This is a genomic window from Mesorhizobium erdmanii USDA 3471 (assembly GCF_000472705.1).
In the GTDB taxonomy this organism is placed as follows: Bacteria; Pseudomonadota; Alphaproteobacteria; order Rhizobiales; family Rhizobiaceae; genus Mesorhizobium; species Mesorhizobium erdmanii.
The window spans coordinates 26,899-52,829 of record NZ_AXAE01000026.1; the positions used below are offsets into that span (position 1 = coordinate 26,899).

The 25,931-nt window shown below is 63.6% G+C and carries 26 protein-coding genes; 12 read left to right on the top strand and 14 right to left on the bottom strand.

What is annotated here, in order from left to right; translation table 11 throughout:
• The first annotated feature begins 11 nt into the window (after nucleotides 1-11).
• On the top strand, nucleotides 12-659 hold the full coding sequence (locus A3AU_RS0121300) for a ThuA domain-containing protein (protein ID WP_027054667.1): 648 nt from the start codon (nucleotides 12-14) through the stop codon (nucleotides 657-659).
• Between the two features lie 64 nt (nucleotides 660-723).
• Nucleotides 724-1,059, top strand: coding sequence for a hypothetical protein (locus A3AU_RS0121305; RefSeq protein ID WP_027054668.1), 336 nt, complete (start codon nucleotides 724-726; stop codon nucleotides 1,057-1,059).
• A 10-nt stretch (nucleotides 1,060-1,069) separates the two neighbouring features.
• On the opposite strand, the gene A3AU_RS0121310 is transcribed toward A3AU_RS0121305, so the two are convergent.
• The gene (locus tag A3AU_RS0121310; RefSeq protein WP_027054669.1) at nucleotides 1,070-1,489 is read right to left on the bottom strand and encodes a VOC family protein; all 420 of its coding nucleotides are present in this window, start codon (nucleotides 1,487-1,489) and stop codon (nucleotides 1,070-1,072) included.
• A gap of 218 nt (nucleotides 1,490-1,707) precedes the next feature.
• Here A3AU_RS0121310 and A3AU_RS0121315 point away from each other — a divergent pair, with 218 nt between their 5' ends.
• Nucleotides 1,708-2,118 (top strand): hypothetical protein, encoded by a 411-nt coding sequence (locus tag A3AU_RS0121315; protein WP_027054670.1) that lies wholly within the window; start codon nucleotides 1,708-1,710, stop codon nucleotides 2,116-2,118.
• Between the two features lie 9 nt (nucleotides 2,119-2,127).
• Here the strand turns inward: A3AU_RS0121315 and A3AU_RS0121320 are convergent, their stop codons facing one another.
• The 5 genes from A3AU_RS0121320 to A3AU_RS0121340 form a co-directional block, all read right to left on the bottom strand.
• On the bottom strand, nucleotides 2,128-4,149 hold the full coding sequence (locus A3AU_RS0121320) for an amidase (protein ID WP_027054671.1): 2,022 nt from the start codon (nucleotides 4,147-4,149) through the stop codon (nucleotides 2,128-2,130).
• A 116-nt stretch (nucleotides 4,150-4,265) separates the two neighbouring features.
• Nucleotides 4,266-5,351 carry a Gfo/Idh/MocA family protein gene (locus tag A3AU_RS0121325; RefSeq protein WP_027054672.1) on the bottom strand — a complete coding sequence of 362 codons (1,086 nt, stop codon included), beginning with the start codon at nucleotides 5,349-5,351 and terminating at the stop codon, nucleotides 4,266-4,268.
• Between the two features lie 68 nt (nucleotides 5,352-5,419).
• Nucleotides 5,420-6,184: an ATP-binding cassette domain-containing protein gene (locus tag A3AU_RS0121330; RefSeq protein ID WP_027054673.1), complete on the bottom strand. Its 765-nt coding sequence runs from the start codon at nucleotides 6,182-6,184 to the stop codon at nucleotides 5,420-5,422.
• Entirely contained in the window at nucleotides 6,181-7,185 is a 1,005-nt protein-coding gene (locus tag A3AU_RS0121335) for an ABC transporter permease (protein ID WP_027054674.1), read from the bottom strand. Before A3AU_RS0121335 ends, A3AU_RS0121330 begins: the two co-directional genes overlap by 4 nt.
• A complete protein-coding gene (locus tag A3AU_RS0121340; protein WP_027054675.1) occupies nucleotides 7,182-8,171 on the bottom strand; it encodes a sugar ABC transporter substrate-binding protein in 990 nt (329 codons plus the stop codon). Before A3AU_RS0121340 ends, A3AU_RS0121335 begins: the two co-directional genes overlap by 4 nt.
• A 728-nt stretch (nucleotides 8,172-8,899) precedes the next feature.
• On the opposite strand from A3AU_RS0121340, the gene A3AU_RS0121350 reads away from it, so the two are divergent.
• Nucleotides 8,900-9,100: a hypothetical protein gene (locus tag A3AU_RS0121350; protein ID WP_027054676.1), complete on the top strand. Its 201-nt coding sequence runs from the start codon at nucleotides 8,900-8,902 to the stop codon at nucleotides 9,098-9,100.
• 163 nt (nucleotides 9,101-9,263) lie between these two features.
• Here A3AU_RS0121350 and A3AU_RS0121355 read toward each other — a convergent pair whose 3' ends face one another.
• The 4 genes from A3AU_RS0121355 to A3AU_RS0121375 form a co-directional block, all read right to left on the bottom strand.
• The gene (locus tag A3AU_RS0121355; RefSeq protein WP_032917849.1) at nucleotides 9,264-10,076 is read right to left on the bottom strand and encodes a PfkB family carbohydrate kinase; all 813 of its coding nucleotides are present in this window, start codon (nucleotides 10,074-10,076) and stop codon (nucleotides 9,264-9,266) included.
• A 224-nt stretch (nucleotides 10,077-10,300) separates the two neighbouring features.
• The gene (locus A3AU_RS0121365; protein ID WP_027054678.1) at nucleotides 10,301-10,933 is read right to left on the bottom strand and encodes an NAD(P)-dependent oxidoreductase; all 633 of its coding nucleotides are present in this window, start codon (nucleotides 10,931-10,933) and stop codon (nucleotides 10,301-10,303) included.
• A 1-nt stretch (nucleotide 10,934) separates the two neighbouring features.
• Nucleotides 10,935-11,885 carry an alpha/beta hydrolase gene (locus tag A3AU_RS0121370; RefSeq protein WP_027054679.1) on the bottom strand — a complete coding sequence of 317 codons (951 nt, stop codon included), beginning with the start codon at nucleotides 11,883-11,885 and terminating at the stop codon, nucleotides 10,935-10,937.
• A 30-nt stretch (nucleotides 11,886-11,915) separates the two neighbouring features.
• The gene (locus A3AU_RS0121375; RefSeq protein WP_027054680.1) at nucleotides 11,916-12,794 is read right to left on the bottom strand and encodes an NmrA/HSCARG family protein; all 879 of its coding nucleotides are present in this window, start codon (nucleotides 12,792-12,794) and stop codon (nucleotides 11,916-11,918) included.
• Nucleotides 12,795-12,904: 110 nt separating this feature from the next.
• On the opposite strand from A3AU_RS0121375, the gene A3AU_RS0121380 reads away from it, so the two are divergent.
• The 3 genes from A3AU_RS0121380 to A3AU_RS0121390 all read left to right on the top strand — a co-directional run bounded on the left by A3AU_RS0121380 (nucleotide 12,905) and on the right by A3AU_RS0121390 (nucleotide 15,697).
• Entirely contained in the window at nucleotides 12,905-13,801 is an 897-nt protein-coding gene (locus A3AU_RS0121380; protein ID WP_027054681.1) for a LysR family transcriptional regulator, read from the top strand.
• Nucleotides 13,802-14,006: 205 nt separating this feature from the next.
• A complete protein-coding gene (locus A3AU_RS0121385) occupies nucleotides 14,007-14,765 on the top strand; it encodes an SDR family NAD(P)-dependent oxidoreductase (RefSeq protein ID WP_027054682.1) in 759 nt (252 codons plus the stop codon).
• Nucleotides 14,762-15,697: a sigma-70 family RNA polymerase sigma factor gene (locus A3AU_RS0121390; protein ID WP_027054683.1), complete on the top strand. Its 936-nt coding sequence runs from the start codon at nucleotides 14,762-14,764 to the stop codon at nucleotides 15,695-15,697. The genes A3AU_RS0121385 and A3AU_RS0121390 overlap by 4 nt, the downstream gene beginning before the upstream one ends.
• A gap of 85 nt (nucleotides 15,698-15,782) precedes the next feature.
• Here the strand turns inward: A3AU_RS0121390 and A3AU_RS0121395 are convergent, their stop codons facing one another.
• The 3 genes from A3AU_RS0121395 to A3AU_RS0121405 are packed head-to-tail and all read right to left on the bottom strand — an operon-like array spanning nucleotide 15,783 to nucleotide 19,340.
• On the bottom strand, nucleotides 15,783-16,607 hold the full coding sequence (locus A3AU_RS0121395) for an alpha/beta hydrolase (protein WP_027054684.1): 825 nt from the start codon (nucleotides 16,605-16,607) through the stop codon (nucleotides 15,783-15,785).
• A gap of 10 nt (nucleotides 16,608-16,617) precedes the next feature.
• Nucleotides 16,618-18,096, bottom strand: a complete 1,479-nt coding sequence (locus A3AU_RS0121400; protein WP_027054685.1) for an NAD-dependent succinate-semialdehyde dehydrogenase — start codon at nucleotides 18,094-18,096, stop codon at nucleotides 16,618-16,620.
• A 17-nt stretch (nucleotides 18,097-18,113) separates the two neighbouring features.
• Complete coding sequence (locus tag A3AU_RS0121405) at nucleotides 18,114-19,340, bottom strand: iron-containing alcohol dehydrogenase (RefSeq protein WP_027054686.1); 1,227 nt, start codon at nucleotides 19,338-19,340, stop codon at nucleotides 18,114-18,116.
• A gap of 148 nt (nucleotides 19,341-19,488) precedes the next feature.
• On the opposite strand from A3AU_RS0121405, the gene A3AU_RS0121410 reads away from it, so the two are divergent.
• The 5 genes from A3AU_RS0121410 (at nucleotide 19,489) to A3AU_RS0121430 (ending at nucleotide 24,460) form a co-directional block, all read left to right on the top strand.
• Nucleotides 19,489-20,190: a GntR family transcriptional regulator gene (locus A3AU_RS0121410; RefSeq protein WP_051355430.1), complete on the top strand. Its 702-nt coding sequence runs from the start codon at nucleotides 19,489-19,491 to the stop codon at nucleotides 20,188-20,190.
• Nucleotides 20,191-20,201: 11 nt separating this feature from the next.
• Nucleotides 20,202-21,797: a sugar ABC transporter ATP-binding protein gene (locus A3AU_RS0121415; RefSeq protein ID WP_027054688.1), complete on the top strand. Its 1,596-nt coding sequence runs from the start codon at nucleotides 20,202-20,204 to the stop codon at nucleotides 21,795-21,797.
• Nucleotides 21,785-22,783, top strand: coding sequence for an ABC transporter permease (locus A3AU_RS0121420; protein WP_032917851.1), 999 nt, complete (start codon nucleotides 21,785-21,787; stop codon nucleotides 22,781-22,783). Before A3AU_RS0121415 ends, A3AU_RS0121420 begins: the two co-directional genes overlap by 13 nt.
• 57 nt (nucleotides 22,784-22,840) lie before the next feature.
• The gene (locus tag A3AU_RS0121425; RefSeq protein ID WP_032917852.1) at nucleotides 22,841-23,791 is read left to right on the top strand and encodes a substrate-binding domain-containing protein; all 951 of its coding nucleotides are present in this window, start codon (nucleotides 22,841-22,843) and stop codon (nucleotides 23,789-23,791) included.
• A 75-nt stretch (nucleotides 23,792-23,866) separates the two neighbouring features.
• The gene (locus A3AU_RS0121430; RefSeq protein ID WP_027054691.1) at nucleotides 23,867-24,460 is read left to right on the top strand and encodes a DJ-1/PfpI family protein; all 594 of its coding nucleotides are present in this window, start codon (nucleotides 23,867-23,869) and stop codon (nucleotides 24,458-24,460) included.
• Nucleotides 24,461-24,658: 198 nt separating this feature from the next.
• Here A3AU_RS0121430 and A3AU_RS0121435 read toward each other — a convergent pair whose 3' ends face one another.
• Nucleotides 24,659-25,690, bottom strand: a complete 1,032-nt coding sequence (locus A3AU_RS0121435; RefSeq protein ID WP_027054692.1) for a class I SAM-dependent methyltransferase — start codon at nucleotides 25,688-25,690, stop codon at nucleotides 24,659-24,661.
• Between the last annotated feature and the right edge of the window lie 241 nt (nucleotides 25,691-25,931).

Consider the following 25,931-nt stretch of genomic DNA (forward strand, 5'->3'; position numbering starts at 1 on the left):
AGGTTCAAGGCATGGCGAAGACGGCCCTGATTGCCTGGGGCGGCTGGGAAGGCCATACGCCGGAGCGCAGCGCCAACATCATCCGTGCGCTGCTCCAGCGCAACGGGTTTGATGTCACGCTGGGCGAAGGCACCGCGATGTTCGCCGACCCGGAATTGTCGTCATTCGATCTCATCGTGCCGGTCATCACCATGTCGACGATCGAAAAGGCGGAGCTGCAGAACCTGACGCGTGCGGTTCGCGAAGGAAGCGGGCTCGGCGGCTTTCACGGCACGATGGGCGACAGTTTCCGCAACGAGCCGGACTATCAGTTCATGACAGGGGGCCAATGGGTCGCGCATCCCGGCAACATCATCGACTATGACGTGGTCATCACCCGGCCGGACGATCCGATCGTGAGCGGCATCAGAGATTTCGCCTACCGGTCGGAGCAGTATTACATGCATGTCGATCCCAGCAACGAGGTGCTGGCGACGACGACCTTCACCGAGGCGCATTTCCCGGGCATTGGCGGCGTCGTCATGCCGGTCGTCTGGAAGCGCCGCTATGGCGCGGGCAAAGTGTTCTACAGTTCGCTTGGGCACACGGCCGACGAGTTCGCGGTGCCGGAAATGGCGCTGATCGTGGAGCGTGGGCTGCTTTGGGCGGCACGGGGGTAGGCACAAGCGAGGTTTCCAAGAAAGTCTCAGGCTGAATTCGCCGGAACGACCATGGAGATGCCAGATGGATTCAAGGGAGAGCTGGTCCGCATCCGAGAAGAAGATCGCCCGCCAGGCCTTCGATACGGCCCTTGAGGCGACGCTTGCAAAGACGATGGCCGAGTTCAAGCGCAAGGCCAATGCCGCGACGGCGCCCTCCGAGATGTGGGAAGTCGAGGATTGGTTGCGCGATCAGCGGCGGGACATCGACCAGAGGTTCGACTACCGGTATTCCCAACTTCTCGATGTCTTCGCAGGCCTCATTTTCACAGGGCGCATGGACGAAGATCTCATTGCCGGCTTATCGCCTGACAAGCTGGAAACGATCCGCTCATACATCGCCTTCGCCGCCAGTCGTTAAGTCTCGGGCTTTACCAGTCGGCGACTCGGTCGCCGCCGGTGAACTGCGCGCTCTTCGCGGTATATTCGAACAGTTCGATCTTCACGCCATTGGGGTCGCTGAGCCAGGCCTGGCAGGTGTCGTCGCAGGCAAGTTTCCTGGCGGTGACCGCTACGCCCTTCGACTTGATATGCGCGATCGCGGCGTCGATATCCTCCACCTCCAGGCAGAAGTGGTTGATCTGGTCCATCTCGCTGAACCGCGCGCCGTCCTTCCGGAATACCTCGACATGGCTGCGGCCGCCGCAATTGAGGTAGAAACCGAAAACCTTGCCGTCGCGCAGGAAATTGAACTGGGTGTCCATACCAAGGACATCTTTGTAGAAATGCCGCGTCTCGTCGAGATCATTGGCGAAGATGCAGACATGGGCGAGTTGCTTGACTTTGATCATGGCTGGTTCCCAGACTTGTACGAGGCCGCATGGTCGGTGGTGTGGCTGTGTAACACAAGCCGCGTCGATCTTCGCTGCCCCCACGGGTGCGGAACCAGACAGGCCGGCCAACTGGTCATGCATTGCGCCGTCCAATCCCGGTGGTGTCCGTGCGCCTGCTGTAGCTGGAAAACCCGCCGCTGTCGCACTACCATCCCGGCATGGCAAAGGGGGATGGAATGGATCATCAGCGAACTGTTTTTTTGGTCGGAGGGGGTACGGGTGGAGACGAGGAAGCCGTATTTACACTGCATGTCGAGGGCGCCGTCTGCAGCTTGACATGCGCTTACCGGGACAAGGTGATCAAGGCCGAAGAGGAGGACTTTTTCGAAGCTCTGTTTCAAATCCGTCAGGGGCTCGAAGTCGACGGTTTGCTGCCTTTTTGTTACGGAGCGAGTGCCAATGTTTATCCCGAAAATACTGTGATGGAAAAGAGTCGTGGATTGATGGCCTGCAAGGTGAAGATGGGGCAACTTCCTCAAAAGACCGACCTGGTCGACATATTCGACGACGGCCCTGATGTGATCCCGGTCTTTGTGCACATGCATCAGGAGTTTTGGGAAGAATGGCTGGCTTCGCTGCCCTCTTAGTGGCCGGTCTCATCTTATCCCGCCGGTGACCACAAAGGCGCCGGCGGTGCGTCCATCTCCCAGCCGTACCACCGCTGTGACGATCGAGCCGTAGGAGCCGCGCCAGACGCTGTGGAGCCGCTTATGCTCGGCGGCTGGAACGGAGGCGCTCCCGCTGAAGCGCGTGCCGCTTCGCTGCATTGCCACCGCCGCTCCGTTGACATGTACCTTGATGGCGGCGTTCGCGGCTTCGGCTTCCTCAGCGGGCAGGTCGAGCGTGATGGTTATCTCATCCTGATTCCTGAAGGTTCGCACCTCGGCGGTCAGCGCGATTGCAGGCGAAGGCGCTTTGATAGGCTGAATGTCCCGAACCAAAAACACATCATCGGGCAGTTCCGGCGTGCGCGGCGGGCTGGTGCGGCGCTGGGTGGCGCGCTCGAAGTCACCGGCCATGCGCAGCAGTCTTTCGTCGTCATAGGCCTTGCCGGCGAAAGTCAGGCCGACCGGCATGCCGATGTCGGCCATGGTGCCCATCGGCACGGTGACGGTCGGGATGCCGAAATGGCGCCAGACCAGATTGCCGTTGGCGACCCAGGTGCCGTTGCGCCAGGCAAGGTCGGCCGACGCCTCCTTGATGTCGGCGTCGGCCGGGCCGACATCGGCGGCGGCTGGCAGGACCACGGCGTCGATGCCTTGCGCGTCGAGCCAGTCCTCGAAATCGATGCGCCGTGTCGCTTCCAGCCCCCTCAGGCCGTCGTCGAGCGTCGGAATATCAGCCATGGGCGTGATGCCGGATTTCGCGCGCTCGACATACTCCCCCAGGTCGAAGCCGCCTTCGTAGCGGTCCGGCAGCGTGCCCGGCGGCTGCGGAAAGATTTTCGGACCGTCGACCGAGGCGAGATCGGGCAGCGTCGGGTCGGCATTGGCGCGTAGGAAATCGTCCCAGCCCCAGATGCAGAGGTCCCATATTTCGCGGTCGGCGAAATCCGGCGGCAACAGCCCGCGCTCGGCCATGGTGCGCGCGCCGGGGCGGTCGCGTTCGTAATTGGAGACGACAGGAAAGTCGACCTCCACCGCCTCGGCGCCCAGCCTTCTAAGGTCGGCGGCTGCCTGTTCCCATAGCGCAAGCACCGAGGCCCGGGTTTCGATCGGCCGATCGGCCCCGTTATCGCGGCCGATATACATGCGAGGCACGCCGAGCCGTTTGCCCTTCAATGAGCCCGCCAGAGCCAGCTCGGTGTAGCGTCGCGGCCGCAACTCGGCGCTTTTCGGCAGCGCGATCCAGGGCTGCGCGCGCCAGAAATCGCCCCGCGTTTCCGGATCGTCGGCGACGATCACGTCGAGCAGTTCGAGCATGTCGGGCACGCTGCGCGTGTGCGGCACCACGACGTCCATGGTCGGCACCAGCGGCCAGTTGCCGCGCACGGAAATGACGCCGCGCGACGGCGTGTAGGCGACCAGCGCGTTGTTGGTGGCCGGCGCGCGCCCGGACGACCAGGTTTCCTCGCCGAGCCCGAAGGCGCAGAAACTGGCCGCCGTTGCCGTGCCCGAGCCGTTTGACGAGCCCGACGCGAAGGCGGCCGTCAGATAGCCGGCATTGTAGGGGCTTTCGGCGCGGCCGTAGACGCCGCGCTGCATGCCGCCATTGGCCATTGGCGGCATGTTGGTGAGGCCGATCAGCACGGCGCCGCCGGCGCGCAGCCGGGCAATGGTGAAGGCGTCCTCATTGGCGACGAGATGTTCGAAGGCTGGCGATCCGGCGGCCACCGTCAGGCCTTTGACCTTGTAGCTGTCCTTGGCGGTGTAGGGGATGCCGTCGAGGGGGCCGAGCGTGGCACCATCGCGCCGCCGCCGGTCGGAAGCGGCCGCTTCCTCGAACATATCAGGATTGAGCACGGGGACGGCGTTGAGGCTGATGCCATGGCGGTCGAAATGCGCGATGCGCCTGAGATAGGCCGCGACCAGTTCGACGCTGGTCGCCGTGCCGTCATCGAGCGCGCGGCGCAGTTGCTCGATCGTCGCTTCGACGAGATGAAGGCTGGCATCGGTCATCGCTGGTTCCAGGCTGTTGTTTCCACGCCATGGATGAGCGAGCCCGCCGGCTTCGGCAAGAGCCAATCATCAATCTCTGTCGGAACATGTTCCTGCCGACACCTTGCCGGCAGTACTCAACGCCCGCCGCTTTCCTTCATCTTCTCGATGATACCTGCCATCAGCGCCAGGTCGCGGCGGGAATCGGCGAGGTCGGTCAGCGGCTTGGTGCCCTCGATGATGTGGCGGTGGAAAATCTCCAGCTCGTTGGAAAAGGCATCGCCATAGAGCGGGCCGAAGCTTTTGGTCACCGGGCCGAGCGGGCCGGCGTCGGTCACTTCCAGCCGGGTCGGCAGGCTGCGGATATAGGGCGTGTCGTAGATGATGCGCACGCGCCTGGTGTTGGAGCGTATCTCGATCATGGCGTCGAACAGGCCGAGATCGTCGACCACCGCGTCGTAGAGACAGGCGAAATGGCCGTAGTCGAAGGTGACCGAGGTGTTGGCGCCGCCATTGGTGCGGTGGGCGGCGACCACGCCCGCCGGCTCGCCGATCAGCCCGCGCATCGCCGAGATGTGATGCGAGGACAGCGCCGTCAGCCCACGATAGGCGCGCACCAGGTCGGCGGGCGCATCGGCGCCGACGACTTCGCGGATCAGCGCGTCGCGCTCCCTGGCGCCGCGCGCCAGGAGGGCAGGGTCGATGTCGTTGGGGTAGAGGATATTCTGGCTCTTCTTGAGGAAATGCCGGCCCTCCGAGATCAGGTCGAAGATGCGGACATGGGTGATGTCGGCATGGGCGGGCAACTCGTCCCTGGCCTTGAGATAGGCCGGCGCGTAGCGGCGCATGTAGCCGACGAAGAGGGTCTTCCTGTAGGCCGGCATCAGCGCCAGCAACTCGTCGATCTCGCGCACGGTGAGACAAGCGGGCTTTTCCAAGAGGATGTGCTTGTCGGCTTGCATGGCGGCGCGCACGAAGCGGCTGTGCGTGTCGTCGGACGACAGCACGAAGACCACGTCGATATCAGGCGAGTTGATCAGCGCCTCGGCGCTGTCATAGGCTTTCACGCCTGCATATTGCGACGTTATCAGCGCCACCAGACTCGGCGAGACGTCGTGAACGCCCGCTATCTGCCAGCGGTCGCGCTGGTCCGCCAGCACAGGCAGATGGATCGACTGCGCGACCTCGCCAAGACCCACAAGCCCGACACGAAATGGTGCCACGCGCAAACTCCCTCTACTTCAAGCCTGTGCCGGCCAGGACGGCCAGCACGTGTTTCAACGTCCGGCAATCAGGCCGCGCCGGTGACCAATGCGACGAGCTCGTTGCCCGATGTTTCCGAGGCGCGCACGGTCGCCGCCATCTTGCCTGCCCGCATCACCCAGATCTGGTCGGACAGGCGCCGCACCTGATCGAAATTGTGGCTGACCAGGATGACCGAGACCGACTGTTCGCGCAGGCGCCGGATCAGCGCCTCGACATTGGCGGTCTCCTGCACGCCGAGTGCGGCCGTCGGCTCGTCCATCACCACCAGCTTGGCGCCGGAGCCGACGGCGCGGCAGATCGAGATCGCCTGGCGCTGGCCGCCCGACAGGCGACGCACACGCTGGTTGATCGACGGCACGTTGATCGACAGCCGCGACAGCATCGAGCGCGCCTCGCGTTTCATCGCCTTGCGGTCGAGGAAAGCGAAGGGGCCGATGCGGCGCACGAGTTCGCGGTTGAGGAACAGGTTCTGCGCCACCGTCAGTTCGTCGATCAGCGCCAGGTTCTGGTGCACGGTCTCGATGCCGGCCTTGCGCGCGCCGTCCGGATTGGAAAAGGGGTGCTCGCGGCCATCGAAGACGATCGAGCCGGCATCCGGCACATGCACGCCGACCAGGCAACGGATCAGCGTCGACTTGCCGGCGCCGTTGTCGCCGATGACGGCGGTGACCTCGCCGCGGCGCGCCTGGAAGGCGACATCGGTGAAGGCGCGCACGCCGCCGAAATGCTTGCTCAGGCCGTCGCAGGCGATGATCGCGTCGGAGGCGGAAGAGGGGCTGACGGCGCTCATTTCTGGTACCGCATGATCAGTGCCGCCAGCACCACGATGGCGCCCACGGCGAGTGGTTGGTAGAAGGCCGAGACGCTGAGCAGCGTCAGCCCGTTGACCAGCGCGGTAAGCATCAAGGCGCCGATGGCCGGGCCGAGGATCGAGGCGCGACCGCCGAACAGGCTGACGCCACCCAGCACCACCGCCGCCACCGAATTCAGGAGCAGGCTGGTGTTGATCAGCGGCTCGGCAGAGCCGATACGCGCCACCAGCAGGATCGCCGCGATGCCGGCACAGAAACCCGAAATGGTGTAGGCGGCGATCTTGACGCGGTTGGTGCGGATGCCGAGTGCGCCGGCGCTCTCGGTCTGGCCGCCGGTTGCCAGCAGATGGACGCCGAAGCGCGTGTGGTAGAGGGCGATGTGCGCGACGATGACGGCTGATATCGCCACCCAGACCGGATAGCCGAACGGTCCGAACGAGCCCGAGGCGAGCTTCAGCAGGAAGGTCGAGCCGACCATGGTCGGCTCGCCGCCCGACAATATCAGGCCAAGCCCGGTGATGGCCGACAACGTGCCGAGCGTCACCACGAAGTCGGGGATCTTTCCAACGGTGATGATGAGGCCGTTGAGGAAGCCGATGGCGCTGGTGGCCAGCACCGCCAGGACACAGGCGATGAGGATGCCGTAGCCCGCCGCGTTGACGAGGCCAAGGACGATGGCGCCGAACATGACGGCCGCCGCCAGCGACAGGTCGATGCCCGAGGTCGCCACGACAAAGGTCTGGCCGATCGACAGCACGACCAGGATCGCCGATGCCAGCAGCAATGCCTGCAGGTTGGCGACGCTGAGGAAGACCGGCTGGGCAATGCCGAAGATGATGACGAGACCGACCAGGCCGACGACGGATGCCCAGTCGGCCCAGAAGGAAGGATCGAGGAGGAGAGCCGACAGGGAGGGACGGCTCTCCTCCGGCGCGCCCGCCGAATGGGCGGCGGGCGCGTTGTTGGTGGGGTTGCTCACTTCAGCATCTCACGCAGCGGATCGGGGTATTCGCCGCCGGGGCGCGGGAAGTTTTTCAGCGAGGCCTCGGCATTGTCCTTGTTGATCAGAAGCACGGGGGCGGGGACGTAGGCAGGCAGTTGCTTGCCCTTGACCGCCGCCTTGCAGGCCTCGACGCCCATGGCGCCGACGACATAGGGATATTGGGCGACGGTGGCGGAGAGTTCGCCCGCCGCGACCGATTTGAGGGCGTCGACGATGCCGTCGAGGCCGATCACCTTGACGTCCTTGCCGGAGGTCTGCACGGCGCGTTCGACGCCGAGCGCCATGATATCGTTGGCGGCGAAGAAGCCGGCGAGATCGGGGTGTGCCGCCAGGATGTCGGTGGCGGCCGTCAGTGCCTTCTCACGATCCCAGTCGGCGCTTACCATCACCACCACCTCGAGCTTGCCTTCGACGGCCTGCTTGAAGCCCTTGATGCGGGCATTGGAGCCGACATCGCCGACAATGCCGGCGACCAACGCGACCTTGCCGCCCTTCGGCACCAGCTTCAGCATCTCCTCGCCGGCCAGCGCGCCGGCGGCGACATTGTCGGTGCCGATATAGGTGGAGACGGCAAAGCCGGCGGCCTTGGCCTGCTCGGCGTCGATGGTCGAGTCGATGTTGACGATCGGCTTCTTCTTCTGAGCGACCGGCACCAGCGCCTGGACGAGGTTGGAAACGCTGATCGGGTTGACCAGGTAGCAGTCGAAATCCTGCAGCGCCATGGCGGTCAGGCGATCGGCCTGGCCGGTGGCGTCGCCCATGTTGGCGGCGGCCTGCACGGTGACGCCGACGCCGTCGGCCTTGGCCTGTTCCTCGATACCCTTCTGCATGGTCTGGAAGAAGGGGTTGTCGAGGCCTTTGACGATGGCCGCGACCTTGGCCGCGTCCTCCGCATGTGCAGGGATCGAGACGATGGTTGCCAAAAGGCCCGCGCCAAGCGTCAGGCCGTTGAAGATGCGCATGTGTTCCTCCGCTTCTTGTTCGTTTGATGTGTCTCATTGGCAAGCCATCGCGCGCGGCCGCGCATGGCGGTGCTGCGAGAACCATGCCGGGATTGGCAACGGCGCGCGGCCTGCGGCCCAGCGATCTTCTCGCGGACAACGGACCCGATCGGGACGTTTCCCATGCCAGGCATTTCTCCTCCCAGAGCGCTGACCTAGCCCCATCAGCGTTTGCGCATGTTTGATAAAAAATTGACACGCGTCAAGATTTAAAAATGATGCGCAGCGATTTTAACGATGTCTCCAAGGGCATCGCCCGCGTGCAACTGCGGTCCGCCAGTTTACCTCTGCAAAAAAACTTCCACCCCCATGCAACCTCCGATGGACGCGTGCGTTAGAGGCTTTCGGGGGGTGGAGAGGTTTGCATTGCACAGTTTTGAGATCCTGCTCGAGCCGACAGGCACCTATTCCATCTTCGACACATCCACGGAATTGCCGACAATTGTGCAGGACAAGATCCTGATCGGGCTCAGTCGGCACGAAGTACCGTTGGCCCTGATTGCGGTCATGGAGGCGCACGGCGAGCTCTGGGCGCTCCCGTCACTGTCGTCGCTGAGCAACTGTCAGACAAATAATAGAGATCGGACATGCCAAGACGACTTGCAAGCGTAGGCTAAAGCTCGCAGAAGTTGCGGTAAAAGCCTACCATAAAAGAAAACTATTCCGTCATCCAGCATGAAGGGGGAATCATGCCTGACCAGAATACCTTGATCCGCGCGGCCATCGGACGACTGCTTTCCGAGAAAACCGGAGTCGCGGTCATTTCCATGAGCGAGACCATCAACGAACTGCTTGAGATGACCGGTGCGGCACTGACCGTCGAAACCCTGCAGGACCTGCTGCTGGAAATGGCCGAAGCGCGCGGGATGACGGTCGCGCTCGATGTTTAGATTTGTCCGGCGCCCACACCGTTTCGGTCCGGGAGCCTGAGGCCTCCCGACCGGGCATTTCCGTGAAAGCCGGCCCTGCTGAACCGCTCCAACTCTTTGTTCTGACGAAACTCCGAACGGAAACCGTGCGCACTTTTCCTGGAATTGCTCTTGAGCGTCTACCTCAGGCGGTGCGGGCTCGTTCCGACAGCCATTCGGCGGTTCGCTGGCTGGCCTGTTCGGCGCAGAGTTCGAGGCTGAGACCCTGGAGCAGGCCGTGCAGGAAGGTCCCGGCAAAGCAGTCGCCGGCGCCGATCGTGTCGGGCGCGGACACCTGTCTCAGCGGCGTGACGTGATCGAGCGCCTTGCCGTCGTAGAGCGAGATCGGTCGCGTTGCGTCGGTCAGCACCAGGGTCTTCAGGCGAGGTCCGGCAATGTGTGACGCCCGCTGCCAGATCCCTTGCGTGTCCTCGCCGGGAAAATCGGCGCGCGACCCGATGACGATGTCGGCCGGGCGCGGCGAGGCGGTGCGCAGCGGAAACTGCGAAATGACCAGCGGGATCGTCCGCAGCGAGGCAACGAGGCCGTCATCGAGCGTGAGGGCGTTGAGATAGGCGGCATCGCCGCTGACGGGCTCAGGCGCGACGAAGGGCGGTCGCGGCTGGCCGCCGGCATTCAGGATGGTGCGCTCGCCGCTCGGCTCGAGCAGGATTTCGGTGAACCGGGTTTCGCCGGGCCACAGGGTGACATAGCCTGTATCGACGCCGCTCGCCTGCAGCGCGGCGAGCGCCGCCCGGCCATGGTGATCGTCCATCAGATTGCTTATCAGCCGGACATTGCTACCCAGCTTCGCCAGCTGGGTGGCGGTGTGGAAGCCGCCGCCGCCGAGCCTGACGCGGCGATCCAGATAGGTGATGCGGGCGCCCGAAGCGAGCGGCGAGGACAGCGGCCAGACCTGGTCGTGGTTGACATGGCCGGCAACGATGACTGTGCGCATGGTCCCTGCTTTTTTCGCCTTCAACGTCTCGCCAGCCGCATCGACGATGCGCGCTGAGCAGGATTAGCACTATGACCGGCACCAGGGACAGCAGGGCTGTTCTTCGTCTTCCTACACGCCATCATGGCGCAGGTCTGGAACCTGGTCGCCGGCGACGGTGGCCAGATCAGCCATGGCAATCACCGCCTTCTCGTCGGGCTCGGCCTGGTGGTCGCATGATGGTTTCACCAGGTGATCAGCGGCGTTTTGCGCAGCCACGTATCCGCCGTGAGTTGCTGAACCACGAAATCCGCGACGTCGGCTCGCGCGATCGTCCCGCCATGTACGCCAGAAAGGTCGGTCAACGCCTTAATGCGACCGCGCGCTGGCTTGTCGTTGAGCACGGTCGGCCGAACGATGGTCCAGTCGAGCGTGCTGCCCCGGATTGCATCTTCCTGGCGGTTCTTGTCTTCATACACCTTCCGCAGCAGCAGCGGCAGGACCAGTCGGTCGAAGAAGAAGCCGCCATGGCCGCGGCTGTCGCCGGCGCCGAGGCCAGTGATGCACACCAGACGCCGGATGTTCTGCCGCTCCATGATGCCGACCAGCGCGCGCGTTGCTGTCGAGAGCAGGGTCACCTCGCGAAACGGGCTCATGGCGGTGCCCAATGAACTGACGACGGCATCACAACCGGCGATGGCCCTGGTTAGCGCGGCGGCATCGCGGGCATCGCCCTCGACGAGCTCGACGCCGGTAAGGTCTGCGGCGGCCTTTGCCTTGGAGCGGACGAGGGCTACGACGTGGTGTCCTTCCGCGATGGCCTTAGCGACGATTAGCCGGCCGGTTGCGCCCGTGGCGCCCAATACCAGAATTTTCATTTCAAACCTCCGAAGGTGTGCTGTTGGACGGGGAAACATCGGCTAGCCGATGGCGGAGGAAGGCACCGATGGCATCCACCGACTGCTCGGCCGCGCGAAAGCGGCCGAGGGAAGACTGGAAGACATGCGGCATGCCCTCCCAAATCGACAGCGTGACGTCCACGCCTGCAGCCCTCGCCCGGTCGGCGTAGCGGATTGAGTCCGCGAGCAGCAATTCGTCGTCCCCGACATCGATCCGGATCGGCGCCAGGTCGCGGAGCTGTGCGTAGAGCGGCGAGGCCTTGGAGTTCGTGGCATCCTGGCCTTGGAGATACAGGTCCGCGAAGGCCTGGAGTACGCCGCGCGTGAAGATCGGGTCCGCCTCGGCCCTGGTCTCGAAGCTGTTGCCGGTGAGTGCAAGGTCGGTCCAGGGCGACATCACCGCCGCCCCGACCGGCTGCGCGGTTTCCTTCGTCTCGTCGGTCGCGAGAGCCGACAGCAACGCCAGCGTCAAACCGCCGCCGGCAGAGTCGCCGACAACCACGATCCGTTCGCAACCGTCCGCGACGAGACCGCGATAAGCGGCGAGCGCATCATCGATCGCGGCTGGAAAAGGGTGCTCGGGCGCAAGCCGGTATTCCGGGACGAACGTATCGGCGCCGACGCGTGCGGCGAACTGGCCCGCGAAGTTGGTGAGTGCCTCGGCTGAGCCGAGCACATAGCCGCCACCATGAAGATATAATATGCGTGCGCCCGGCCGTGGGTTCGGCAGCCGAAGCCAGAAGCCGGCAATACCCCCGACTGTCGCGGGTTCAACCCGCACATTCGCCGCAGCGGGTGTAGCGGCAAACATGGCGTCGAACATCGGCCGCGCCTCGGGGCCCAGCTTTTCGCCCTTGTGGGCCGAGGCGGCCTCTCGCATCGCGGCCACGGCTGGAGCGTCTTCGGGCGAGAGGGAATGGATCGTCGTCATGGCAGGTCTCCTTTGTTGGTGAGGTGTGGCTCAGCCCTTCGCCCACTGGGTCGCGGCATCCCAGGCAAAAGCGGCATAGGAGCGAGGGGCGCGGCCGAGAAGCGTGGTCAGTCGGGCGATGTCGTCAGCGGTCGCCACCGCGCCTTCCGTCTGATAGCGGCCGAACATCAGGCGCAGGTCGAGCGCAAGCCAGGCGGGCAGCACGGCCTTGGTGCGCTGCTCCATGACGATGAGATCGTCGCCGCCATGACGGATCGCGCGGCCGAGTGCTTCGCTCCAGATGGCGGCGATACCTTCGCCGGTCAGGCTGTCGGGACCAACCAGGGCATAGGTCTCGCGGCTCAGTGGCGTCGCTGCCTGTTCACGGCGAACCAGTTCGATTGCCGCGGCCTCGCCGATGTCGCGGATATCGACCATCGAGACGCCTTTCTGGCCGATCGGCGAGCCATAGATGCCGGCATTCAGCAAAGCGTCCTTTTGACGAAGATCGTTCTGAATGAAGTAGGCGGGGCGCAGGATCGTCGCGGGCAGGTCGAGCGCCTCGATCATCCGCTCGACCGTGTACTTGCCCGCAAAATGCGGCACGTCGGCGTAGGCATCGCCGCCGAATACCGAGAGATAGACGATGCCCTTGATGCCGGCCTCGCGGGCGACCGTCAGGGTCAGCATCGCCTGGGTCAATTCGTCGGCGACGTTTGGCGCGAGCAGAAACAGGGTGCTGATGCCTTGCAGTGCCGCGCGGACCGAATCCGGATCAGCGAGGTCACCGCGGACCGCCGTCACGCCAGCGGGAAGCCGAGCCGTCTCAGGTGAGCGAGTCAGGGCCCGAACCTCTACGTCGCGCCCCTGCAGGTGAGCCAAGACCTGGGAGCCGATCGTCCCGGTGCTGCCGGTTACCAAAATAGCCATTGTGAAAACTCCTTGTGGTTTCTGTTCTGTCTCCGAGGAAAATATACGTTCCAACAGTGAGCGGGAGATGGCATGATCGAGATAGCTCGTCTCAATTTTGGAACATCTTCATGAATCTCGAAGCCCTGGCCGACTTCAACCTCGTTGCCGCCCATGGCGGTTTCGGCCGGGCTGGTCGAATGTCCGGAAGATCCAAGGCGACATTGTCTCGCCATGTGAGCGAACTGGAACACAGCCTTGGTGTGAGGCTGATCGAGCGTGGATCCCAGAGTCTGCGACTGACAGACGAAGGGCGAGCGCTGCACGAGCGCACTGATGGCTTGCTGTCGGAAATTGCGGAAGCGGGGGAGGCGATTGTCTTGGGTGCGTCCACCCCGAGAGGCAGGCTGCGGGTGAGCGCTCCCATGGTATTCGCGCATGTGGCGCTTCCCAGGATCGGGACCCGTTTTGCGCTCGCCTATCCGGAGGTGAAGCTTGAGATTGTTGCCGAGGACCGCAAGGTCGATCCGGTCGAGGATGGCTACGACCTTGTTATCCGGATCGATCCTTCACCGGATGAACGTCTCATCGGCCGCCGTTTTCTCATTGACGAGCGCCTGATCGTTGCCTTGCCGGACATGCCGCGTCCACAGGCGGCGCCGGATGGTGGACCGAGGCCCGTAAAGGCGGTTTTGCTTAGCGCAACTTCGCCGAACGTTGTCTGGCAGATGAAATCCGATCTCGAGGGCGAAGTCCTTTTCAAGCCCGAGCCGATCCTGCGCTTCTCTTCCTTGCTGATGGTGCGCGATGCGGTTCTGGCGGGTGCGGGCGCAGCTTTGCTTCCGAAACTTCTTGTCGCAGGCGATATCGAGGCTGGCCGCATCGTTTGCTGGGGAACTCATGCCGGTCCATCTGTGGAAATCTGGGCGCTCCAAAGCTCGCGACGTCTTATCGGTGCAAAGGTTCGCGCTTTCCTGGATGTGATGGAGAGGGCGTTTCCGGCGAGAGTTTTCGGTCCAGCACCCTGAGCGAGATTCTGTCCTGTTGGCCATATGGGTTGGGAAGAGGACTGCCGGTGGCAATCTCCTTCAACGCACGTATTGCATATAGCCGCCCGTCCGCTACCGGCCTTTTAGCTAGCGGTCACACGCGGACGGCCGCTACCCCGCGCCCCTGACTCTTTCTCCGCCCCTCAAACGTCTTAGCTACAGTTCAACACTGGAGCAGCGTCAAATGAGCCTCAAGGACAAGAAAATCGTGGTCACCGGCGGCAGCCGGGGGTTGGGCCTCGGCGTGGTCGAAGCGCTGGTCGCGCAGGGCGCCTCGGTGACCGTCGTTGCGCGTGGCGCCGAGGCGCTGGCGGCGGTTGGGGGGCGGCTTGGGGTTGCCACCATCCGTGCCGATGTGACGGAGGAGGATGCGGCCTATCGCATTCTTGGCGAGGTGCGGCCTGACATCGTGGTGCTGAATGCCGGTGCGACGCCGCGGACGGGGCGGCTGGACCAGTTGAAGTGGGAGGATTTCTCCACTACCTGGGAAACCGACGTCAAGGCCGGGCTCTACTGGCTGCAGGCGGCGCTGAACCTGCCGCTGAAGCCCGGCAGCCGGGTACTGGTCGGGTCGAGCGGTGCCGCCGTCGCCGGCTCGCAGATGTCGGGCGGTTATGCCGGCGCCAAGCGCATGCTGTGGTTCATGGCCAAATACGCCAATGGCGTCGCGCAGGAGAAGGATCTCGGCATCCGCTTCCAGGCTATCGTGCCACGGCAGATGATCCTCGGAACCGGGGTCGGAGACGCCGGCGCCGGTGCCTATGCAGCCTCCATGGGCATCTCGCCGGAACAGTTCGTCACCCGCTTCGGCGCGCCGATGCCGCCCCGGGCGTTCGGCGACAGGGTGGTTTCGGTGCTGGAAGACCCCAATTATGCGGAAGGGGTCGTCTTCGGCCTCAATGGCGACGCGGGGGTAACGATCATGGAGGGCCTGGCTGCTTGAGCGACGGAGGACCTGCCGTGGAACGCGACCGACGGGAAGGGCTGCTTGCCCTTGCCGCCGCCCTGCGGCCGGAGCTGCACCGCTATTGCGCGCGGCTGATGGGCTCGGTGATCGACGGCGAGGATGTCGTGCAGGACACGTTTGCGCGGGCCTTCGTCGCGCTGGACGAACTGTGCGAGGTGCCGCAACTCAGGCCCTGGCTGTTCCGCATCGCCCACAATCGGGCGCTCGACCTGTTGCGCAGCCGCGCTGTCCGCGCCGCCGAACCGATCGAGGCCGCGCTTGAAATTGCCGACGACAGCAAAGCCGGCCCGGTGGAGACGCTGATGCGCAAAGAGGCGATCGAAACGGCGGTGTCGCGTTTCGCGGAGCTTCCGGTCAACCAGCGCAGCGTCATCATCCTGAAGGATGTGCTTGACGAGCCGCTGGCCGGGATCGCCACCCTTCTCGGCATCTCGGTCGATGCGGTGAAGGCGCATCTGGCGCGTGGCCGCGCGCGGCTCCGGCGGATCAATGCCGAGGCCGATCCGCTTCCTAATGCACGCATCGCGTCGGCCGCCGTGGTGCGCTACATCGCCCTCTTCAACCAGCACGACTGGGACGGCTTGCGGGCGCTGCTTGCAGATGACGTCAGGTTGCAGCAGTCCATGCATCCGCCGCGCTCGGGCGCCGCCGATGTCGGGATGTTCTTCACGATCTATGCCAAGAGCGAAGGCTTGTGGCTGCGGCCGGCCTGGGTCGAGGGCCGCGAGGTGATCGCGGTGTTCGAGGACCGGGCCGCGACCAAGCCGAGCCATTTCATGTGGCTGGAGTGGCGCGAGGGGCGGATCAGTTTCATCCGCGACTATCGCTATGTCGGCTATGTCGCCGACGATGCCGGGCTGGTGCTGGCAAGGGAAGCCGGATCTTTTGGTCGCGGTGCCGGGCGCTGATGGCAGAGCCGAGCCCGCAATTCCCAAGGGGAAGCGTTATGCGCTTCTCCCGCGAAAACAGATGCACACCGTTCCTGGAATTGCTTTAGCCGTCAGCCGTTCCGACAAGCTCAACAAGGCAGCCACATGCCTGTGTTCCACTGATGCCGAGATCCCGAACGCTGTTCATATGATTTCGATCTTCCAGGCAGACGTCGCGCACCTTCGTGCTCTGCTCCCGCAAGTGCATTGCGAACGCGGCGGCCTGCAGGTGGAAGGCGGGCGTTTCCTGGGCTCCGACAAGGATAGTCACGGCTGTCAGGGGGTCTTGCGAGCGGGCCATCGGCGAAAAGTTAGCCACCTCCTCGTCGGTGATGCCTATCAAAGGCTCGAGGAAGGACGTCTGCAGCGGCTTCAGATCGTAGAGGCCTCCCAGCAGCAGCGCTGCATGGACATGTGACGGTGCTGGCGTTTCTTCGAACAGGAAGGTGGCCAGATGCGCGCCGGCGGAATGGCCGCTGAGACTTATGCGGCCAGGGTCGCCGCCATGGCTGGCGATGTTGTCCAGCACCCATTGTTTGGCGCGCCGGATCTGTTCCACGATCGCCGCCATCCTGACCTCGGGCATCAGCGCATAGTCGACGATCACCGCGATCGCGCCGGCCTTGGTCACGGTATCCGCGACGTAGGAATAGTCGCTCTTGGAGAACATGCGCCAATAGCCGCCATGGATGAAGATATGAACCGGAAGATTGCCGCCCCGGCCCGGCGGAAAGAACAGGTCGAGCTTCTCGGCAGGGTGTTCGCCATAGGCGAGATCGCCCACCATGGGCAGCGTCGCCCTTGTGGCGGCGCTGCGCGCCGCGATATCGGCCACGATGTCATCGAAATCAGCAACGTGGTCGCGGGTGCGGAAGGGGTCTTTCTGCATGGGAGCCCGGTCAGAAGGTGACGGCGATGTATTTCGCCTCCATGAATTCAGCGATGCCGTGGTGCTGGCCGCCTTCGCGGCCAAGGCCGCTTTGCTTGACGCCACCGAAGGGCGCCGCAGGGTCGGACATCAGCCCGCGGTTGAGGCCTATCATGCCGGCCTCGATACCCGACGCGACACGCATTCCACGTCCCACGTCGCGCGTATAGATATAGGCTGCAAGCCCATATTCCGTGTCATTGGCATAGGCAATGGCCTGCTCCTCGGTTTCGAACATGGTGATGGGGGCCACCGGCCCGAAGATCTCCTCATGCGCCATGTCGGCTTCGGGCGATACCTGCGACAGTACGGTCGGCGGATAGAAAAAGCCTTCCCCGTCCGGGATCGATCCGCCGCAAAGCACGTTGGCTCCTCGCGCCACCGCGTCTTTGACGAGACGGTCGATCTTGTCCACTGCCTTTCTTGTGATCATGGGGCCGCACTCGGTATCGGCGTCGATGCCCGCACCGACCTTGAGCGCTGCCATGCGTTTGCGAAGCCCTTCGGCAAACCGTTCATGGATGCCTGACTGGACATAGATACGGTTGGCGGCGGTGCAGGCTTCTCCGGCATTGCGCATCTTGGCGATCATCGCACCGTCGAGCGCCGCATCGAGATCGGCATCGTCGAAGACGACGAAGGGCGCATTGCCACCGAGTTCCATCGAACAGGAGATGACATGCCTGGCCGCTTCGCCGAGCAAGGTTCGGCCCACTCCAGTCGAGCCGGTGAAGGAGAGCTTCCTGACACGCGGATCGGCCAGCATGGCCGATGTCAGCGGACCAGGGCTGGTCGTGGTGAGAACGTTGACGACGCCGGGCGGTATCCCGGCCTCGCTGTAAAGCGCAGCCAGGGCGTAGGCCGTCAGCGGCGTTTCGCTGGCTGGTTTCAGGATGACCGTGCAGCCTGCAGCCAGTGCGGGAGCAATCTTGCGGGTCGCCATCGCGGCGGGAAAATTCCAGGGCGTGATCAGCACGCAGATGCCGATCGGCTCATAGTCGACCACGATCCGGTTGCTGCCGGATGGCGCCGTGCCGAATTCGCCGGTGATGCGGACCGCCTCCTCGGCGTTCCACCGAAAAAACTCCGCCGCATACGCCACCTCGCCACGCGCGTCCCGCAACGCTTTGCCGTTCTCCAGCGAGATCAGCATGGCGAGCGTTTCGGATCGTTCGACCATGAGTTCGAAACAGCGCCGAAGGATTTCCGAGCGCTTGCGCGGCGCCGTCTCCCGCCATCCCTTGGCCGCCCTGGCTGCGGCCTCGACAGCAGCCGTGGCATCGTCGATCGTCGCATCGGGAACCGCCGCGATCACGGCCCCGGAGGACGGATCGACCACATCGATAAGCCGGCCATCGGAAGCGGGGCGCCACGTGCCGTCGATGTAAAGCCCGTGCGAAAACCGGCACATGTCATATCCATCCTGATCGATTTGCTGGGCAAGGTTCATCATCTTGTTCCGTTTGTTCAATTGGCGCAGGCCGCGAGATCGCCGTCGTGTGCCGCCTGGACCAGGCGTCGCATGGCGGCGAGATCGAATGGGCGCGGATTGTTCTTGATGAGGCGTTCGATTCCGAGCGCCTGCTCGGCGGTCCAGTCGAGTTTGTCGGTGGGCAGGCCGAGATCCGCCAATGTCGAAGTGATGCCGATCGCCGCGAACAGCCGCCTGATCTCTTCGATGGCGGCGCCGGCTTGCTCGTCTTCGCTGCGCCCATTGGCGGAGAGCCCGAGCGCGCGGCCGATCTCGGCCATTTCAACGGCGGCCGCACACCTGTTGTAGGTCATGACGTAGGGCATCATGGTTGCCACGCCCAAGCCGTGCGCGGTGTGCGTCAGCGCGCCGGCCGGATACTGCACGGCATGCGCCGCCGCCGTTCCGGCGGTGCCGAATGCGCAACCCGCCGCCAGTGCGCCCATCATCACATCGGCTCGCGCATCGGCATCGGTGCCGTCCGTGCAGGCTTTCTGCAGACTGCGCCCCAGCAGCTTGATGGCCAGCAGCGCGAAATGATCGGTGAGCGCGGTCTTGCCGATGAACACGTGCTTTTGCGGCAGTTCGGGGTCCTCGCCGCGCCGCATGGCGGTGAAAGCCTCGATTGCGTGTGTCAATGCGTCGGCGCCGGCGATCGCGGTCAGCCCGGGCGGACAGGTCATCGTCAGGTCCGGATCGCACAAGGCAACCGCGGCGATCAGATACGGGCTTGAAATGCCGACCTTGAGCGTGCGGTCCGGATCGGAGATCACCGCGACCGGCGTCACTTCGGAGCCGGTGCCCGCGGTGGTCGGCACGGCGATCAGCGGCAGCGTCGGGCCGGGCACCTTGAACTCACCGTAGTAGTCCTGGAGCCTGCCGCCGTGACTAAGCAGCAAGGTGGCGCATTTGGCGAAATCGAGGCAGCTGCCACCGCCGATGCCGATCACCATCTCCGGCCTGAAACTCTCGGCCTCCTCGACGCAGACGCCGACGGTGTCACGCGGCACGTCGGGAAGGACGCGGTCATGCACCAGCACCTCGATCGAGGCGTCCCGCAGCGATTTGACGATCTCCGCGAACACCGCCGTGCCGGCGAATCGCTCGTCGGTACAGACCAGCGCGCGCCGGCCGAACTTGCAGGCGACAGTCGGCAGCACATGGCGCTGCCCCTTTCCGAACAGGATTTCACGTGGCAGCCGAAGGGCGGCGAAGAGGCTCATGATGGTCTGCGTCCTTTGACGACGGCTGAACTGGGAAGGGAAGGCGCGTTAGGCTTCAAAAATGCATCCGCTTTAAAATCGTATAGGATATAGGATTGTATCCGTTGGAGCATCGTGTTAGCCATCCTCACTGTCAAGAGGCAAAAAGATGCAGACCGCGAACTCACCCGATACTGCCGAGATGTCCGCCGCGGGCGGTCGCATCCAGCGTTCCAACAGCTTGGCCGAGAATGTCTACGAGGCGATCTTCGCGCAGCTGATGGCGCTGAAGATCGCGCCGGGTTCACGCATCACAGTCGATAATCTGGTCAAGGAACTCGACGTCTCGCACACGCCCATCCGTGAGGCGCTCGGCCGCCTAGAGGGCGAAGGCCTGGTGCTGAAGACGCATCTCATCGGTTACCGCGCGGCACCGCAAATCACGCGGCGCCGTTTCGACGAATTGTACGAGATGCGGCTTCTGCTCGAGCCGCATGCGGCGGCGAAAGCCGCCGCTGCCATGGACGAAGCGAAGCTCAACACTTTGCTGGCAGCGGCGGGCGTGATGTCACGCCGCGAAGGCAAGGACGATCGCCTGCGCTATTCGAATTTCGCCCGGCAGGACGCGATCTTCCACGACAAGATCATGGAGTTTTCCGAAAACGAACTCATTCGGCAGACGTTGAGCCACCAGCACACCCACTTCCATATCTTCCGCCTTATGTACCATTCCCGCGTGACCGAGGAAGCGCTCGACGAACACGAGGCGATCCTTGCCGCGTTCGGCTCGGCCGATCCAGGCGCCGCCCAAGAGGCGATGCGCGTCCACATCGAGCATTCGCGCGATCGCTTGCTTCCGGCGTTTGATTGAGGCCGGAACCGATGTCCATTGCCGTCAATATCGCCGGAGAGGGAGGAAGCACGTTGCCTTGTGGCGACGTGACGGGCGCCGTTGAACCGGTGCTGCGTGCCGAACGCCTGTCGAAGCAGTACGGTCCGGTGACGGTGCTGTCGGATGTCATGCTCGATATCCTGCCGAGTGAGATCCACGCCATCATCGGCGAGAACGGGGCCGGCAAGTCGACGTTGATGCGGCTGCTGTCCGGCTATGTCGAGCCGACAGGCGGCACCTTGTCGATGGCGGGCCACCCGGTGAAATTCACCAAACCGAGCCAGGCACAGGATGCCGGCATTGCGCTGGTGCACCAGGAGATCCTGCTCGCCGACGGACTAACGGTAGCAGACAATCTGTTTCTCGGGCGCGAGCTTTTGCGTGGGCCGGTCGTTGACGACCGTACCATGCGGCGGCTGGCGGCCGAGAAGCTGGCGCAGATCGGCTGTTTCGTATCGCCGACCGCGCTGGTTCGCGACATTTCCCTGGCCGATCGGCAAATGGTGCAGATCGCCCGCGCGCTGCTCGACGACTACAAGGTCGTGATCTTCGACGAGCCGACCGCCGTGCTGACCGGAGGAGAGGTCGAGCGGCTGTTGGAGATTGTGCTGCAACTCAAGGCCCACGGCACCGCCGTGCTTTATATCAGCCACCGGCTGGACGAGGTGCAAAGGGTCGCCGACAAGGTGACCGTGCTGCGCGACGGCAAGATGGTCGGCACCTATCCCGGCAGGATGCTCAACCAGATGGACATGGCGCGCCTCATGGTTGGCCGCGAGCTGGCCGCGCTCTATCCCGAAAGGACCGGGGCATCATCCGATATCCCGATGCTGAGCGTCAGCAACGCCACCGTTCCCGGCTATGCCGAGGACGTATCGTTCACCCTCCACAAGGGCGAAATCCTCGGCTTTGCCGGGATGGTCGGCGCCGGCCGCACCGAGCTGTTCGAGGGTATCGTCGGCCTGCGTCCGGCAACCGCGACGGTCGAACTCGAGGGCAAGCCGGTTCACTTTCATTCACAGCGCGCAGCGATCGACGCCGGCATCGGCTACCTGACCGAGGATCGCAAGGGCAAGGGTCTGCTGCTGCAGGAGCGCCTGGCGGCCAACCTGACGCTATCCGCGCTGGATGTGTTCCATCCCGGCCTTTCAATGAGCCGCGGCCGCGAAATGGACGCCTTGGAGAAAGCCGTCGAGGCCTACGACATCAGGGTGAAAAGCCCGGGCGCGAAGGCGGCCCAGCTCTCTGGCGGCAACCAGCAGAAACTCCTGCTGGCCAAGGTCCTTCTGACCAACCCGTCGGTGGTCATCATCGATGAGCCGACACGCGGCATCGACATCGCCAACAAAGCGCAGATCTACGCCTTCATCCACGGCCTGGTCGCCAGAGGGAAGGCCTGCATCGTCATCTCGTCCGAGATGCAGGAACTGATCGGCCTGTGCGATCGCATCCTGGTGATGCGCGAAGGGCACGTCACTGGCGAAGTCAGCGGAGCCGAAATGACTGAAAGCAACGTCGCGCTGCTGGCAACCAGCGGTCCGAAGCCGGGGCCAAAGGCCAAGGGAGGAACAGAATGGCTGTCATGACCGGATCCCCGACGACGCGCCGGATCAGCGATTTGAATCTCACCTGGACCGACGTCGGACCTTTCCTGGCATTGGCTGCCCTGCTCGTGGCGGGCTTTCTGATCAATCCGGATTTCCTCTCGGCTACCAACCTTGCCAACGTGATCACCCGCAGCGCCTTCATCGCGATCATCGCGGTCGGCGCGACGTTCGTCATCTCGTCGGGAGGGCTCGATCTTTCCGTCGGCTCGATGGCCGCTTTCGTCACCGGCATCACCATCATGTTCATGAACGCGGTGGCACCGCATGCCGGTCTCTGGGCCATTCCCGCAGGAATGCTCGTTGCGATCGTGGTCGGGCTGCTCTGTGGGCTCGCCAACGGCCTGATCGTCACCGTCGGCCGGATCGAGCCGTTCATCGCGACGCTCGGTACGATGGGAATTTTCCGGGCACTGATTACCTATCTGACCAACGGCGGCACGATACCGATCGACCGATCGCTGCGCGACGCCTACCGGCCTGTCTATTTCGGTACGGTCGCCGGCATTCCGATCCCGATCCTGATATCCATCGCCGTCGCCGCCGTCGCATCCTTCATCCTCTACAAGATGAAATACGGGCGTAAATGCGCGGCTGTAGGGGCCAATGAGGATGTCGCCCGCTATTCCGGCATCTCCGTCGTCAAGACCCGCACCATCGCCTACGTCGTCCAGGGCGCTTGCGTGGCGATCGCCGCGATCTGTTACGTGCCGCGCCTGGGCGCGGCCACGCCGACCACCGGTCAGCTCTGGGAATTGCAGGTCATCACCGCCGTGGTGATCGGCGGCACCGCATTGCGCGGCGGCAAGGGCCATGTTTGGGGAACGGTCGCGGGCGCGGTCATCCTGGAGCTGATCGCCAACCTGATGGTGCTCTCGGACTTCGTTTCCGAGTACCTCGTCGCCGCCGTTCAGGGCGTCATCATCATCATCGCCATGCTCATCCAGCGGTTTTCGAATTCGAAATAGCCCCGCGTCCGGACCACGCGGGAGCCAGGTTTTTTGTAGGTCCAATGGGAGAAGACTATGTTCAGTAGAAAATGGATCGCGGCGGCCGCTCTCGGCTCGCTGCTCCTGGCCGGACAGGCCATGGCACAAGACAAGAAGGTCATCGCGGTGTCGATACCGGCCGCCGACCACGGCTGGACCGCGGGCGTCGTCTACCACGCCCAGCAGGCTGCCAAGGAAATCAATGCGGCTTTCCCGGGCTTGGAGGTGGTCGTCAAAACGTCACCATCGGCCGCTGAGCAGGTGAGCGCGCTCGAGGATCTGTCCGCCAGCCGCAAACCGGATGCCTTGGTCATCCTGCCGTACAGTTCGGAGGAACTTACCCAGCCGGTCAAGGCCATCAAGGACGCGGGGACCTTCATCACCGTCGTTGACCGGGGCCTGACCGATTCCTCGATCCAGGACCTCTATCTCGCCGGCGACAACATCGCCGTGGGCGCCAATACCGCGAAGTTCATGATCGACAAGCTGGGTGGCAAGGGCGATCTCGTCGTGCTGCGCGGCATTCCGACTGTCATCGATGACGAACGCATCAAAGGCTTCCAGGACACCATCAAGGGCACTGGCCTCAAGGTGCTGGACATTCAATATGCCCACTGGAACAGCGACGAGGCGTTCAAGCTGATGCAGGACTACCTGGCCAAGTATCCGCACATCGATGCGGTCTGGGCCAATGACGACGACATGCTGCTCGGCGTGCTCGAGGCCGTAAAGCAATCTGGCCGGACCGACATCAAGCTGGCGCTCGGTGGCAACGGCATGAAAGACATCGTCAAGAAGGTGATCGATGGCGACGCGATGACGCCGGTCGAGACCCCGTACCCGCCATCGATGATCAAGACGGCCATCTACATGACCGTCGCGAACCTGGTCGGCCAGGCCCCCGTCCGTGGCACCGTCAAGCTCAACGCGCCGCTGATCACCCAGGCCAACGCCAAGGAATACTATTTCCCGGACTCGCCATTCTGAGCCGATCCGACTTCACCGAAAGGCAGGGCGCGATCGGCGCCTTGCCCTAGCCCCAAGACACTGAGAGGAAGAACCATGCCAGGTAAAAAGATACTGATGCTGACCGGTGAGTTCACCGAAGAATACGAAATCTTCGTCTATCAGCAGGCGATGGAAGCCGTTGGGCACACCATCCACGTGGTCTGCCCGGACAAGAACGCCGGCGACCTGATCAAGACCTCGCTGCATGATTTCGAGGGCGATCAGACTTACACCGAAAAGCTCGGCCACTACGCGCTGATCAACAAGACGTTCTCGGAAGCCGAGAGGCAGCTCGACCAGTATCATGCCGTCTACTGTGCCGGCGGTCGTGGCCCCGAATATATTCGAACCGACAAGCGCGTGCAGGCGATCGTGCGCCATTTCCACGAAGCGCAGAAGCCGATCTTCACAATCTGCCACGGCGTGCAGATTCTGATCGCTGTCGATGGCGTCGTGCGCGGCAAGAAGGTTGGGGCATTAGGGGCATGCGAGCCGGAAGTGACACTCGCCGGCGGCACCTACATCGATCTGTCGCCGACGGAGGCCTATGTCGACGGCACAATGGTTTCGGCTAAAGGCTGGACGGCCCTTGCCGCATTCATACGCGAATGCCTGAAAGTGCTTGGCACGGAAATCCGGCACGCATGACACGCCGAGGCCAGCGCGATTGCACGCGCTGGCCTTTCGCACGCCGATCGGGTGCATCGATCAGTCAAGGTGGATGCCCACTCCTTGAGAGCGGTATCGCTTAGACCTTCGCCTGGACACACCCCGCGGGAGACGACCGTCCCCTTTGGGCCTCATGCAGTCGGCAATTCACGCCGGGCGCTCGCCGGGTATTGGCGCTTATCCGCGCTTCTCGATCACCGCGTACAGCACGTTGCGGTTCTCGCCGAAATACACCTGCGCGTCGACGGTGTTGCGGTCGACGCTGGCGTTGACGATGTTCCACATGTCGACTTCCGAGCGCAGCAAAAGCACCCAGTCCATGAACGTCTCGCGGTAGCCGGCGTCGGGCGTGCCTTCGGCGTAGTTGGCGAACAGGAATTTCCCGTTCGGCTTCAGCATCTGCAGGCAGGTCTTGGTCAGCTTCACCGCGACATTGTGCTGGAGGTAGTCGTAGAGGCCCGAGGCGTAGATCAGGTCGAACTTGCCGAGCTTGTGGCCCCTTGTCAGTACGGTCCGCACCGAGCCGTCGATGGCCTCGACCGCGGTGCCCTGGAAATCGCGGGCAATCAGGCCGACGCTCTGCGGGTCCTGGTCGAGCGCGACCCAGCGCTTGAGGCCGCCTTCGGCCAGCGCGACGGAGCGGTTGGCTTCGCGCAGATGGCCGGCGGCGATCGCCAGCACTTCGGTCTCGGGGCCGTTCTTGGCCGCGGCCTCGTCGACATAGCGGGTCAGCAGATCGCGGCGTTCGCGGGCCGCCACGCAGGAGGGAACGTTCTGGGTGTGGCTGTAGAGCGCCTTGCCGATTTCCGAGGCGCTGGCCACGCTGTCGGCCACGTGCGGGTCGCAATAGATGAAGTCGAGCAGCTGCGCGTCGCCCGAATAGCCCCTGGGCTTGGTGAAGGACCAGTGCGTCAGCGGATCCTGGAGAAAATATTGCAGCAGCGGGTGCTCCTGCGCCACCGGTATCAGCGCCTGCCAGACGTCGGGATGCACCTTGGCACGCAGCGCGTTGAGCTGCGACAGCAGGCGGCGCACGATCTCGGCGGGAAATTTCTGCTGGTCGATCTGCTGCTGCGTGGCGTGGAGGATGAGCGCCAACTCGGCACGAGCGGTCTCGAACGCTTCGCCATGATGCTCGGGCTTCCGATGCAGACTGGCGGCGATTATCTCGGCGGTAATCAGGCTTTGGCCATCAAGGACAGTTTGCACACCAACGCTCCGTGGTTAACAGTCAGTTAACTTATCGCGTAGAATGCCGCATTTGCCAACGCCGGCCCGGACGCTTTTTATCGGTATGATTAATTTCCCGCTAACCATCTGAGCTCATTAGTGATCTTGCAGATAAGAATCCGGGTTCGAGTTAACGCAAACTTGTCTTGCACCATTGCATTTGATTGCACGGCAAATCGTGTCGCGCCCAAAAGGAGTCGGCCTGCGTGGCGGCAGAAGC